Here is a 12,716-nt window from a genome sequence, read left to right on the forward strand (position 1 = left end):
TCTTAAAAATCTCTTCGAAAATGATGTTTTGAGGAGGCTACTCCCCTTGTTCAATACGAATTTGTGCAGAAATACTGAGTATTTCTAAGTGAGAATAGGATCTCATATTTTTCATATCTGTGCAAATGTGGGCTGTGATTACGTTTTACGAATGAAGTCGGTTCTTTGTACCAGTACTATTGCCAAAAGCGTCCCGATCACAGCCAAAATACCGCCAAATAGTCCAATATGGTTTAAACCATATTGAACGCTGACAAAACCACCAAGTAAGGCACCGCTACCAATACCAACATTGTATAAGCCTGAATAAATGGCCATGGCGACGTCAGTTGCATCCGATGCCAAATTTAAAGTCTTAGCTTGAAGTGCCAAGCTGAACATGATGATACTCATGCCCCAAAATAAGCTGATCGTCGTTAAGGAAAGAACAGAACTGGATAAAGGTAAAATTAGTAGCATCGTGATGGCTAAGATCATGCAACTGAGCGGAATAAACAGTTTGGGAAATCTCTGTCCAAATTTACCAAATAGAAACGATCCTAATAATCCTGCACCACCAAAGCACAATAATAAAGTCGTGGTTTGAGCTGAAGTGAATTGTGCAATGTTTAAGCTAAAAGGCTCAATATAACTATAAGCGGTAAATTGGGCTGTAATGACGATAATCGTCAATGCAAATACAATCATCAAACTGGGGCGTTGTATAAAATCTTTGAGACTACTCATTGAACCTGAATTCAGACTCGGTAATTTGGGTAAACTTTTAGCCAAGATTAAACAAACCACTGCTGCACAAATTGCTATTAGTGCAAATGTATTTCGCCAGCCATACATCTCGCTGATCATGCGCCCAAATGGAATTCCCAGCACCATTGCCAATGCTGTACCTGTAGCCAATAAACCTAATGCCTGAAATTCTTTGCCTTTGGGTGCCACACGAACAGCAAGTGATGCAGTGATTGCCCAAAATAGCGCATGTGAAAATGCGATGCCGATTCGACTTAACAGCAGAATATCGAAACTCCATGCAAAATAGGACAGTCCGTGGCTCACAATGAAGACACTAAATAGCGCTATCAGTAAAAAACGACGTTCAATATTTTTAGTTAAAAGCATGATAGGAAGAGAAATGGGTGCAACGACCCATGCATAGAGCGTAATCATGATACCGACATCAGTTGCTGCCATATCAAAACTTCGTCCAATATCACTGAGCAATGCCACTGGAATAAACTCGGTGGTATTAAAGATAAATGCTGCAAATGCTAAACTGATGACACTGATCCATTGTTGAGTAGGATTCAATTGAGGTTCGGTATGGGGTTTTATGACAGCAGACATGAAAGGGAATTTTTGGAAAATTTAGGCCAGTGTATGGCTTAATCAGTGAATTGTTAAGTAATCTCTAAAAGCTTAGGTCTGATCGTTTGATTTAACGAAGCGGTCTTGCTTCTCATGAGTCTAATAATAAAAAATAACAGTATTCAAAATTAAAACATGGCAATTTCGAAGATGATTAAAATACTGGAAATATAAAAATGTTAGAAATCAAGCATCAAGATACTGGTTCTAAGGGTGAGTTTTATGTGGGCGAAGACGGTCATCATTTGGCCGAAATGACGTACTCATGGGCGGGAACAGATAAATTTATTATTGATCATACTTGGGTGGATGACTCGCTTCGTGGTCAAAATGTAGGTCGACAATTGGTTGATCGTGCGGTCGCATTAGCACGTGAAAAAAATGTAAAAATTTTACCTTTGTGCCCTTTTGCAAAGTCTGTATTTGATAAAGACGCCTCTATTCATGATGTGTTGTTCGGTTAAGTTTTCTATTTTATTCAAATTTCAACATAGGTGATTTATGCAGTTTCAACATTTTGATGATGGTCAACAAGGTGAGTTTTTTGCTGTAAATGAGTCAGGTCAAAGAATTGCAGAAATTAGCTATGTTTGGAGCGGTGAGCAGAAAATCATTGCCAATCATACATGGGTAGATGACTCTCTACGTGGGCAAGGTGTTGCACGTCAGTTGCTTGATGTTCTTGTTGTTTTTGCAAGAGAGAATAATTTAAAAATCGTGGCGACTTGTTCTTATGTTGAAGTGATGTTTAGACGAGATAAAAGTTTGGCAGATGTGATTGCCTAAAAATAAAAAAGCCCGCTTTGCGGGCTGAATTTATTTACGAATCTCTTTTTTCAATCGCCTTGCGAGCACCTTCGGGTAAGTTGGCAAAAAGCTCTAGGGCTCTTTTAGGTCGAGCAATTAATTCTTCAATTATTAAATTAATCATTTCAAATAAGGTGTTTGCTATTTCAGGTGAGTCATCTAATTTTATTTCCCCTGGATGTACAGCATTATTTCCAACCACACGACAATAATCTAATGCTTGTTGAATATGAGGATGTAGTCCTTTCTTAACCAAATTGGATATATCTTGATTAATATTTTCCCCTTTCTCACCTACTTCTTTCATTAGTTTTTGTAAAACTAGACGAAGTAAAGCAGCAGCACCTCTTGGAGATTTATTCACAATATTTACAGCTTCTTCAAAATCCTTTTTTAATTCTTCTGACATTTCTTGATGAGGGCGAATAGGAGAGTTTTTGATAGGGTAGATAATTTCATTATTTAACCATAGAGTACTTTGTCGACAATGCGTGCATAGACTGCTGATTAATGTATTTTGCTTATTAAAATATCGTGGATTATTAAATGGTATAGGAAATTTAGCATCATCACTCCAGATATGTTGCGAATAAACCTCACAATAAATGCAGTGAAAATTTTCTTTTTGGAAAGTTGGTTGGAAATATTTTTGTGTCATGAGTTTTTATAAAATTAGTAATATATTGATAATAATAAAAAAAGGACTAAAAACATAGTCCTTTAATTTTAAATATTAAGTGATTAGTTAAATTTTTAACGCAGCAATTAACTTCTGATGTAAACCACCAAAACCACCATTTGACATAATCACGACAGCATCGCCCTCACCTGCTTCAGCCACGACATTTTGAATGATTTCATCCAGTGTACGAGCCACTTTAGCGTTGTTGGTTGATGCATCAATCACAGGTTGTAAATCCCAATCCAAACCTTCAGGTTGATACCAAATCACTTCATCGGCTAAACGTGCCGAATGCGCTAAGCCATCTTTATGACTGCCCATACGCATAGTGTTTGAACGAGGTTCAATAATCGCCCAAAGTTTACGTTCGCCTAAACGTTTGCGCGCACCTTCAAGCGTGGTATCAATGGCGGTAGGATGATGTGCAAAGTCATCAAAAACTTCGATACCTTTTACGGTATCTAACAATTCCATACGGCGTTTTACACCACCAAAGTTTGAAAGAGCCTCACAAGCGATTTCAATCGAAACACCGACATGCTCTGCCGCGGCAATGGTGGCCAAAGCATTGGCAACAGAGTGCTGCCCTGTCATGCTCCAATTCACTTCGCCTTTGACGACACCATGTTCAAGCACTTTAAAATGCGAGCCATCCGCAACCAATTGTTCAGCAGATAAAGCTGCTTTTTCATGTGCTTCTAAACCTGTGCGTACCACAGGTGTCCAACAGCCCATGTCTAAGACTTCATCAATATTGGTTTCAGTAATTGGCGCAATAATACGACCTTCTGAAGGAATCGTACGAACCAAGTGATGAAACTGTTTTTGAATCGCAGCCAAATCATCAAAAATATCCGCATGATCAAATTCAAGATTATTTAAAATCGCCGTTTTCGGATGGTAGTGTACAAACTTAGAACGTTTGTCGAAGAATGCCGAATCATACTCATCTGCTTCTACACAAAAATATTTTCCAGCACCTAAACGTGCACTTTCTTTAAAACCAAGTGGCACACCACCGATCAAGAAACCGGGCTCTAACCCTGCTTGATCAAGTACCCATGCCAACATTGTGGTGGTCGTGGTTTTACCATGAGTCCCTGCAACACCCAGGACATGCTTACCTTGTAGCACATGATCTGCTAAAAATTGCGGACCTGAAATATAGGGTAAACCTTCGTTTAACATATATTCGACAGCATCAATACCACGCTTCATGGCATTACCCACAATCACTAAATCTGGATGCGGTTGCAAATGGCTACGGTCGTAACCCTGCATTAACGTAATGCCTGCATTTTCAAGTTGAGTAGACATTGGGGGATAAACATTTGCATCTGAACCCGTCACCTTATGACCCAAATCACGCGCTAATAACGCCAATGAACCCATAAAGGTGCCACAAATACCCAATATATGCAGATGCATGCTTTCTAACTCCACTACTCTTATATAGACACATCACTTTGTTTTTGGTGGTGTTGTCATGATTTATTCAATTTGAAGCCAACGATAGCAAGGGTCTGAATGAAAAGATAGTTTTTCTTGTATCAACAGCGCAATAAAAAAATTGAATTTATGTAGCAATATATATGCGAAATAATTACAGTTTTCTTGACAAACTCTGATGTGTTTTTTTGAATAAAACGTAAAATAATGCGAAATGAATTTTTGAGACATCGATGGTCTATTTGCCTCTGCTCCTTCTGATTTTAGCAAACTGTTTTATGACCTTGGCGTGGTACGGTCATTTGAAATTTTTGCCACATGATGCCCCACTTTGGCAAGCCATTTTATTCAGTTGGGTGATCGCACTGTTTGAGTACAGTTTGATGATTCCTGCGACTCGAATGTTGGCTCAACATGGTTGGGCTGTAGGACAAATGAAAATCACACAAGAAGTCGTGACCCTACTGGTCTTTGTGCCTTTTATGATTTTCATGTTTAAGCAACCTTTTAAGCTGGATTATATTTGGGCTGCTTTGTGTCTATGTGGTTGTGTTTATTTTGTATTTCGTACGCCATAAGAGTGATTATTTTTTGATATTTTAACTTTTAAGTCTTTTTTTCGAAATCCTATAAAAAAATAATAAAAATCGAGCCTTGTTTTAACCACTGAAATTTTATGAAGTTGAATTTTCAGTCTATAATACAGGGCTCTTATTAAAGCTTGGCTCTAGTCGAGATTTATCTCTCTTAATTATCTCTGGAAACATTGCAATGAATGCGGCCGCTTCACAAGACACTCCTCTCGTTGGAATTATCATGGGTTCTCAGTCTGACTGGGCAACCCTCGAACACACTGCCAATATGTTGAAACAACTTGGCGTACCTTTTGAAGCGGAAGTGGTATCTGCACACCGTACGCCAGATCGTTTATTCGAATATGCTGAACAAGCACGTGGTCGTGGTATCCAAGTGATTATTGCGGGTGCAGGTGGTGCAGCGCATTTACCAGGTATGTGTGCGGCAAAGACTGATTTACCAGTGTTGGGTGTACCTGTGAAATCCTCGATTTTAAATGGTGTTGATTCATTGTTGTCTATTGTGCAAATGCCTGCGGGTATTGCTGTCGGTACGCTTGCAATTGGTCCGGCTGGTGCGACCAATGCGGCAATTATGGCTGCACAAATTTTAGGTTTAACTCGTCCAGACATCGCAAAAAATGTCGCAGATTTCCGTGATGCGCAAACGGATAAAGTTGCGAGCAAAAATATTCCAGGTCAAATTTAAAGCCAAGCTTAATACGGGACATTCCTCATGGATAAAACCATTGGTATTTTTGGTGGCGGTCAACTCGGTCGTATGATGGCACAAGCTGCTTTACCTCTTAATATTCAGTGTACTTTCTTTGAAGCGAGTACAGACTGCCCATCGAGTGCTTTAGGCACAGTCTTTTCAACTAAAGCTGAAAATGGTTTAGCTGAGTTTATTCAAAGTGCAGATGTTTTTAGTCTAGAGTTTGAAAATACGCCATTGGCTGATGTTGATGTTTTAACAAAAAATAAAGACCTACATCCACCACGCCAAGCATTAGCGATTGCACAACATCGTCTTTCTGAAAAGGCTTTGTTTGATACGCTTGATATTCCTGTTGCGCCCTATAAAGCAGTAGATTCCTTGGAAAGCTTAAAACAAGCTGTTGCTGATCTAGGTTTACCCATTGTGCTTAAAACCGCAACTGGCGGATACGATGGCAAAGGTCAATTTGTACTGCGTCAACACGATCAAATAAATCAAGCATGGGTGGAACTGGGTCCTGCTGGCGAACTCATCGCTGAAAGTTTTGTGACTTTCTCTCGTGAAGTGTCAATTATTGCGGTACGTGGCCAAAATGGTGATGTAAAAACGTGGCCTTTGGCTGAGAACCATCATCACAATGGCATTTTATCGCACTCGATTGTGCCTGCACCCAACAGCGCAGACTTACAACCCGTAGCACAAGACTACATCACTCGCCTACTCAATCATTTGAATTATGTCGGTGTGCTGACCTTAGAGTTATTTGTAACAGATAAAGGTCTATATGCCAATGAAATGGCACCTCGAGTTCATAACTCTGGTCATTGGTCGATTGAAGGTGCAGTTTGCTCCCAGTTTGAAAACCACGTTCGTGCTGTAGCAGGTTTGCCTTTAGGTTCAACCGCTGTAGTACGACCAACGGTGATGGTCAACATTATTGGTCAATATCCTAAGACTCAAGATGTATTGGCTTTAGAAGGTGCACATTTGCATCTCTATAACAAGTCAGAGCGTGAAGGTCGTAAAATTGGTCACATCACATTGATGCCAAATGATGCTGCTGAATTGACTGGATTATGTCGTCAATTGGCGAAGATTCTTCCGAATCCATTGGCTTTGACACAAGATATGATCATCTAAGTTCAAGCCTGTATTAAAAAAAAGCGATCACACCTGTGGTCGCTTTTTTATTGTCTGATGTTCAGGCATCATTGCGCCTCTTTGAAAAATGTCTACTGATCATATCTATAAAAAGCACGGTTATGTTTTTATTGATCAATGATTTATAACTATAAAAAACCAAATTTTCTGAAAAGTACCTGTTGATAACTTTTTACAGAGCTTGTATTTTTTGAATTTAAATAGTGTCAACGAATTCATTACTTTGAATTTAAATTCAAAAAATAGAAAATAAATTCAAATTTTTTAAATTTAAAAATTTGGCTTTGAATTTAAAAGTTGTTTAATTTGAATTTAAAGTTCTAGATGAAAAGCATGGGTTTACTTCTATTTGTTTTTAAACAATAAATGATATGACGACAAGGAGGTTTTAGATTTTTAAGGTTGTGTATAACTTTTTAAAATATTTAAATTTAAACTGGGATATTTAAATTCATACACACTACTTTGTTTTGAATTTAAAAACTTGCTGTGGATAGATTGTTTTAAATTCAAAGTTTTTCAGTCGGAAGTGCATTTTTAAATTTAAAAGTCAAAATATGAATTTAAACAGAGAACAATGAATTTAAATTTACGATTTGAACCTTTAAATTTTTCCTCAGAATGCTATGTTGAGCTCATAAATTAAATTCAAAAATAATTGGAAGGTTATGCGTCGTTTATCTATTGTATTTGGTTCTGTGTTTTTAGCGATGACTCAGGCTCAAGCTGAATTATTAATTAATGGGCAACCTGCGGTCATTTCATCTTCTGAACAAGCATCTGTGCCTCTAAATAATCTAAATTCTAATGACACATCTCAAACGAGCTTTCAAAGTTGTATTGCAAATCTTAAAAGCAGAGCAATGTCTTCAGGTGTTTCTTCAACGACGTATGATCGTTATACCCAAAATTTAACACCTGATTATTCTGTGATTGAGAAACTCAACTATCAACCTGAATTTTCTACGCCTATTTGGGATTATTTATCGGGTTTGGTCGATGATGAGCGTGTTGCTGCTGGCAAACAAAAGTTAGTTCAACATCACGATGTATTGAGTCGTGCTGCTACGATCTACGGTGTGCCAGTGGAAACGATTGTTGCGGTGTGGGGTGTTGAAAGTAATTTTGGTGATATTTCGGGTAAATATCCTTTGTTGCAAGCTTTAGGTACATTAAGTTGTGAGGGGCGTCGTCAAAGTTATTTCCGTGGTGAGTTTTTTGCAACCATGCGCATTTTACAACGGGGTGATTTAAGAGAAGAACAGTTAAAAGGTTCATGGGCGGGCGCATTTGGTCATACTCAATTTATGCCAACCACCTATGAAGAATTAGCTGTTGATTTTGATGGTGATGGTCGTCGAGATTTGGTGTCGAGTACATCGGATGCCTTGGCTTCTACAGCAAACTTTTTAAAGAAACGTGGTTGGCAAACAGGGCAACCATGGGGATTTGAAGTGAGCATTCCTGCTGATTTATCTATTTCAGGAGAAGGCCGTCGTAATAAAAAATCACTCAGTTCGTGGGTGGATCGAGGTGTGGTTCGTGCGGATGGCTCTCCACTGATACAAGGTAATTTATCGGGTTCATCGCAAGCGGGTTTAATGTCACCAGCAGGTGCATCAGGGCCGACTTTCTTAGTGTTTAAAAATTTCGACGCTATATATAGTTATAACGCAGCTGAAAGTTATGCCTTGGCGATTGCGCACTTATCAGATCGTTTACAAGGCAAACCTGTCTTCAGTAAAGCTTGGCCGACTGCTGATGCAGGAACGTCACGTGCTGAAAGACGTGAAATTCAACATTTTTTGATTAAGCGTGGCTATGACATTGGTGATGCGGATGGTTTGATTGGTGATAAAACACGTAAAGCGATTGTTCAGGAGCAAAATCGTTTGGGTTTAAATCCGACAGGTCGTGCGGGGCAACAAATTTTACGTGCATTTAGAGATGAAAATGCCAAATTGATGATGAATTAATTTCTTAACTATACATATAAGTCATATAAAAAAAGGTCTGCTCAATTGCAGACCTTTTTATCGTTTTATGTGTATACCTATATATGGTAGGGATAAACCATAGCTATAGATCTAAAACGAAAATATGTATTTATGGTGCTGAGCGATCAAGTTTCACGGCTTCAAGCAAATCGAAAATAACATGGGTTACATCTTGACTGAATTCGCGGTCATTAAAAATTTCATAAGCCGTGATGGTGATGTCCGTATCGCTTGGAAGTTGTTTTTGTTCTTCTTCAATCAAATCTTGGATAGGCAATAACGTTTGTTTGATTTCTAAATGCAGAACATCTTCAAATTTAATGTTTTCATCATCAAGTTCAAGAAGTTGTTCATTGTAAAAAGGCAATAAAATAGAGTTGAGATAAGGTTGAAGCTCAACAATATCAAAAATTTCGATATCACGAGTCTGTTCAATCGTGCTGATATGATCATTTACTTCTAGGATAATATGATAATAACTCACGGCTTTCTCCTCTAATTCATGAGCATATACAATAGCATGAATCGTGCTAAACACACGGTTTAGTATATAAATACTTATAAAATATATGGAATATAAGTGTTCAATTTATGAATTAGTTTCGATTGTTTAAAAGAGCAATATCTGCCGCTTTAAGTCTGAATTGCTCAAAATCTTGCTTTTCTAAAATCGGGTACATCAGTGATTCAGGGTCATCCGAATGTAATATACCTAAACCATGTCCGAGTTCGTGTGCCAAAGTGAGTCTTAGGTCATTGATATTTTGGAATTCATAAATATTGATTTCACGACCATTAAATTGTCCTTTATCAAATTGACGCGCTTGGAAGCGTTGATTGAATTGAGCAACCGATTGATTGAACTGTTGATTGAGTTGATTAACCGTAGCCACGTGTTGATTGGTTTGTTGCACGTTTTGATTAAAAGTATCTATTTGTTGTTGTAATTGTTGCGCTGCAGCATCAAGTCGCTGTTTTTGATCCTGTAAATAGGTACGCATTACATGACTTTGATGTGTGGATTGATTAAATCTTTGCACCTCATTGTTATAACGGTCTAAACGATATTGATAATCTATCTTTGTTTGTTCAATCAAACGCTGTTGAAAATTTAAATCAGATTCAATTTGTCCTAATTTTTGAAATTCACTTTCATTTGAGCGCTGGGCTTGCTCTAGCCTATAAAGTTCAGAGCGACGTGCTTCGGAATCAGCTTGGCGATGATCATAAATCAGGTTAATGGTGAGCTGTGCATTTGGGTCATATATAAAGAGTGGCTGAGATGTGCCTAAGAACCAAATATCCGCTGCTTGTTGGGTGATTTCTTTTAATTGATCATGACTAATGTTGAAACGTGGGTCAATATGTCCAATTTTATAGCGCAGTCGATTATCGAAAGGGTGTTGAAGACGATCTAAAACTGAGTTGTGATTCAGTTGAGGGTTGAAAATCCGTTGAGATGCAAAAAATGCTAAAGCTATAAGTGAAATTATAAGAAGCAGGATTCGCATATAAAGGACATGTAAAAAGTTGTTGTCTAAATAATGTATAGCAAAATACAAATTAGGCAATAATTTAGCTGGGCTTTAGATTTAATACCTATCAATAAAGTGAATAGAAATTTCGCTGATGGAAAATAAATCAAATTAGAAAGTTGGAATGTCATTAAGGATAAAACTAAGTCCAAATCTCATAAGGAAAAGATCTGATTGATGATAAATTTGAGCTTAATGCAAAATTTTCTATGAAAAAGGAATCGCTGAAAAACGTGATAAATGAAAATAAAATAAGAAAAATGATTAAAAAATGAATGAAATACACAGTTTTTATCGAATTTGGTTGAAAAAACATACATACGTTAATTTTAAATGAAAATAGGGGTTGCAATGATTTCTAAATCCTCTAGAATGCACCCCATACCGACGAGATACACGGAAACGAACGAAGCAGATTGCTGAGTTGTTGAGGTGATCGAAGTCCAGCTTCTAATACTGACGAGGTATTAGAAAGATCATTAAGAGATTATGAAGAACAACTTGTGTGGATTTTTACTGATTGATTAATCGAAATTATTTTCATTGATTGATGGTAAAAATGACTCGAAGTTTATTTGAGAAATATTTGTCAGAAGATTGATGAGCCAAGATTGGTGCCCTATAGGCACTAAGCAATATTAAACTGAAGAGTTTGATCATGGCTCAGATTGAACGCTGGCGGCAGGCTTAACACATGCAAGTCGAGCGGGGAGATGTAGCTTGCTACATCACTTAGCGGCGGACGGGTGAGTAATGCTTAGGAATCTGCCTATTAGTGGGGGACAACGTTTCGAAAGGAACGCTAATACCGCATACGTCCTACGGGAGAAAGCAGGGGACCTTCGGGCCTTGCGCTAATAGATGAGCCTAAGTCGGATTAGCTAGTTGGTGGGGTAAAGGCCTACCAAGGCGACGATCTGTAGCGGGTCTGAGAGGATGATCCGCCACACTGGGACTGAGACACGGCCCAGACTCCTACGGGAGGCAGCAGTGGGGAATATTGGACAATGGGGGGAACCCTGATCCAGCCATGCCGCGTGTGTGAAGAAGGCCTTTTGGTTGTAAAGCACTTTAAGCGAGGAGGAGGCGCCCTGGATTAATACTCTAGGTGCGTGGACGTTACTCGCAGAATAAGCACCGGCTAACTCTGTGCCAGCAGCCGCGGTAATACAGAGGGTGCGAGCGTTAATCGGATTTACTGGGCGTAAAGCGTGCGTAGGTGGCCAATTAAGTCAAATGTGAAATCCCTGAGCTTAACTTAGGAATTGCATTCGATACTGGTTGGCTAGAGTATGGGAGAGGATGGTAGAATTCCAGGTGTAGCGGTGAAATGCGTAGAGATCTGGAGGAATACCGATGGCGAAGGCAGCCATCTGGCCTAATACTGACACTGAGGTACGAAAGCATGGGGAGCAAACAGGATTAGATACCCTGGTAGTCCATGCCGTAAACGATGTCTACTAGCCGTTGGGGTCTTTGAGACTTTAGTGGCGCAGCTAACGCGATAAGTAGACCGCCTGGGGAGTACGGTCGCAAGACTAAAACTCAAATGAATTGACGGGGGCCCGCACAAGCGGTGGAGCATGTGGTTTAATTCGATGCAACGCGAAGAACCTTACCTGGTCTTGACATACAGAGAACTTTCCAGAGATGGATTGGTGCCTTCGGGAACTCTGATACAGGTGCTGCATGGCTGTCGTCAGCTCGTGTCGTGAGATGTTGGGTTAAGTCCCGCAACGAGCGCAACCCTTTTCCTTATTTGCCAGCGGGTTAAGCCGGGAACTTTAAGGATACTGCCAGTGACAAACTGGAGGAAGGCGGGGACGACGTCAAGTCATCATGGCCCTTACGACCAGGGCTACACACGTGCTACAATGGTCGGTACAAAGGGTTGCTACCTAGCGATAGGATGCTAATCTCAAAAAGCCGATCGTAGTCCGGATTGGAGTCTGCAACTCGACTCCATGAAGTCGGAATCGCTAGTAATCGCGGATCAGAATGCCGCGGTGAATACGTTCCCGGGCCTTGTACACACCGCCCGTCACACCATGGGAGTTTGTTGCACCAGAAGTAGGTAGTCTAACCTTAGGGGGGACGCTTACCACGGTGTGGCCGATGACTGGGGTGAAGTCGTAACAAGGTAGCCGTAGGGGAACCTGCGGCTGGATCACCTCCTTAACGAAAGATTGACGATCGGTAAGAATCCACAACAAGTTGTTCTTCATGAAGATGTATCTGAGGGTCTGTAGCTCAGTTGGTTAGAGCACACGCTTGATAAGCGTGGGGTCACAAGTTCAAGTCTTGTCAGACCCACCATGACTTAAGATACATCGAATCTATATAAGTGATAAGCTGGGGACTTAGCTTAGTTGGTAGAGCGCCTGCTTTGCACGCAGGAGGTCAGGAGTTCGACTCTCCTAGTCTCCACCA

11 protein-coding genes, 2 tRNA genes and 1 rRNA gene are annotated in these 12,716 nt (G+C 39.7%); 9 read left to right on the forward strand and 5 right to left on the reverse strand.

Annotation, left to right across the window (positions count from 1 at the left end):
* Positions 1-138: 138 nt before the first annotated feature.
* The gene (locus AC5YD2_RS12275) at positions 139-1,341 is read right to left on the reverse strand and encodes a sugar transporter (protein WP_496126614.1); all 1,203 of its coding nucleotides are present in this window, start codon (positions 1,339-1,341) and stop codon (positions 139-141) included.
* 197 nt (positions 1,342-1,538) lie between these two features.
* On the opposite strand from AC5YD2_RS12275, the gene AC5YD2_RS12280 reads away from it, so the two are divergent.
* Both AC5YD2_RS12280 and AC5YD2_RS12285 read left to right on the forward strand, forming a co-directional pair.
* Positions 1,539-1,826 (forward strand): GNAT family N-acetyltransferase, encoded by a 288-nt coding sequence (locus tag AC5YD2_RS12280; RefSeq protein ID WP_496126615.1) that lies wholly within the window; start codon positions 1,539-1,541, stop codon positions 1,824-1,826.
* A 37-nt stretch (positions 1,827-1,863) separates the two neighbouring features.
* Complete coding sequence (locus AC5YD2_RS12285; RefSeq protein ID WP_496126616.1) at positions 1,864-2,148, forward strand: GNAT family N-acetyltransferase; 285 nt, start codon at positions 1,864-1,866, stop codon at positions 2,146-2,148.
* A 34-nt stretch (positions 2,149-2,182) separates the two neighbouring features.
* On the opposite strand, the gene AC5YD2_RS12290 is transcribed toward AC5YD2_RS12285, so the two are convergent.
* Complete coding sequence (locus tag AC5YD2_RS12290) at positions 2,183-2,827, reverse strand: DUF4145 domain-containing protein (RefSeq protein ID WP_496126617.1); 645 nt, start codon at positions 2,825-2,827, stop codon at positions 2,183-2,185.
* A gap of 87 nt (positions 2,828-2,914) precedes the next feature.
* Positions 2,915-4,279, reverse strand: coding sequence for a UDP-N-acetylmuramate:L-alanyl-gamma-D-glutamyl-meso-diaminopimelate ligase (gene mpl / locus AC5YD2_RS12295; RefSeq protein WP_496126618.1), 1,365 nt, complete (start codon positions 4,277-4,279; stop codon positions 2,915-2,917).
* Between the two features lie 254 nt (positions 4,280-4,533).
* Here mpl and AC5YD2_RS12300 point away from each other — a divergent pair, with 254 nt between their 5' ends.
* The 4 genes from AC5YD2_RS12300 (at position 4,534) to AC5YD2_RS12315 (ending at position 8,730) form a co-directional block, all read left to right on the forward strand.
* Entirely contained in the window at positions 4,534-4,878 is a 345-nt protein-coding gene (locus AC5YD2_RS12300) for a DMT family protein (protein WP_496126619.1), read from the forward strand.
* 193 nt (positions 4,879-5,071) lie between these two features.
* Entirely contained in the window at positions 5,072-5,584 is a 513-nt protein-coding gene (gene purE / locus AC5YD2_RS12305; RefSeq protein ID WP_496126620.1) for a 5-(carboxyamino)imidazole ribonucleotide mutase, read from the forward strand.
* Positions 5,585-5,611: 27 nt separating this feature from the next.
* Entirely contained in the window at positions 5,612-6,733 is a 1,122-nt protein-coding gene (locus AC5YD2_RS12310; protein ID WP_496126621.1) for a 5-(carboxyamino)imidazole ribonucleotide synthase, read from the forward strand.
* 689 nt (positions 6,734-7,422) lie between these two features.
* Entirely contained in the window at positions 7,423-8,730 is a 1,308-nt protein-coding gene (locus tag AC5YD2_RS12315) for a lytic murein transglycosylase (RefSeq protein WP_496126622.1), read from the forward strand.
* Between the two features lie 130 nt (positions 8,731-8,860).
* Here AC5YD2_RS12315 and AC5YD2_RS12320 read toward each other — a convergent pair whose 3' ends face one another.
* Both AC5YD2_RS12320 and AC5YD2_RS12325 read right to left on the reverse strand, forming a co-directional pair.
* Entirely contained in the window at positions 8,861-9,235 is a 375-nt protein-coding gene (locus tag AC5YD2_RS12320; RefSeq protein WP_496126623.1) for a hypothetical protein, read from the reverse strand.
* Positions 9,236-9,347: 112 nt separating this feature from the next.
* Positions 9,348-10,262, reverse strand: a complete 915-nt coding sequence (locus AC5YD2_RS12325) for a matrixin family metalloprotease (RefSeq protein WP_496126624.1) — start codon at positions 10,260-10,262, stop codon at positions 9,348-9,350.
* Between the two features lie 664 nt (positions 10,263-10,926).
* On the opposite strand from AC5YD2_RS12325, the gene AC5YD2_RS12330 reads away from it, so the two are divergent.
* From AC5YD2_RS12330 to AC5YD2_RS12340, 3 genes are all read left to right on the forward strand, one after another.
* Positions 10,927-12,464 (forward strand): 16S ribosomal RNA (locus AC5YD2_RS12330).
* A gap of 61 nt (positions 12,465-12,525) precedes the next feature.
* Positions 12,526-12,602 (forward strand) — tRNA-Ile (locus AC5YD2_RS12335).
* A 38-nt stretch (positions 12,603-12,640) separates the two neighbouring features.
* Positions 12,641-12,716: transfer RNA gene (locus AC5YD2_RS12340), tRNA-Ala, on the forward strand.

The organism is Acinetobacter sp. CY73, assembly GCF_059515865.1.

Bases quoted from the DNA above. Each gene is read 5' to 3' on its own strand.
- AC5YD2_RS12285 (WP_496126616.1), top strand. From the start codon at position 1,864: ATGCAGTTTCAACATTTTGATGATGGTCAACAAGGTGAGTTTTTTGCT.
- AC5YD2_RS12310 (WP_496126621.1), top strand. From the start codon at position 5,612: ATGGATAAAACCATTGGTATTTTTGGTGGCGGTCAACTCGGTCGTATG.
- mpl (WP_496126618.1), bottom strand. From the start codon at position 4,279: ATGCATCTGCATATATTGGGTATTTGTGGCACCTTTATGGGTTCATTG.
- AC5YD2_RS12315 (WP_496126622.1), top strand. From the start codon at position 7,423: ATGCGTCGTTTATCTATTGTATTTGGTTCTGTGTTTTTAGCGATGACT.
- AC5YD2_RS12280 (WP_496126615.1), top strand. From the start codon at position 1,539: ATGTTAGAAATCAAGCATCAAGATACTGGTTCTAAGGGTGAGTTTTAT.
- AC5YD2_RS12300 (WP_496126619.1), top strand. From the start codon at position 4,534: ATGGTCTATTTGCCTCTGCTCCTTCTGATTTTAGCAAACTGTTTTATG.
- purE (WP_496126620.1), top strand. From the start codon at position 5,072: ATGAATGCGGCCGCTTCACAAGACACTCCTCTCGTTGGAATTATCATG.
- AC5YD2_RS12290 (WP_496126617.1), bottom strand. From the start codon at position 2,827: ATGACACAAAAATATTTCCAACCAACTTTCCAAAAAGAAAATTTTCAC.
- AC5YD2_RS12275 (WP_496126614.1), bottom strand. From the start codon at position 1,341: ATGTCTGCTGTCATAAAACCCCATACCGAACCTCAATTGAATCCTACT.
- AC5YD2_RS12325 (WP_496126624.1), bottom strand. From the start codon at position 10,262: ATGCGAATCCTGCTTCTTATAATTTCACTTATAGCTTTAGCATTTTTT.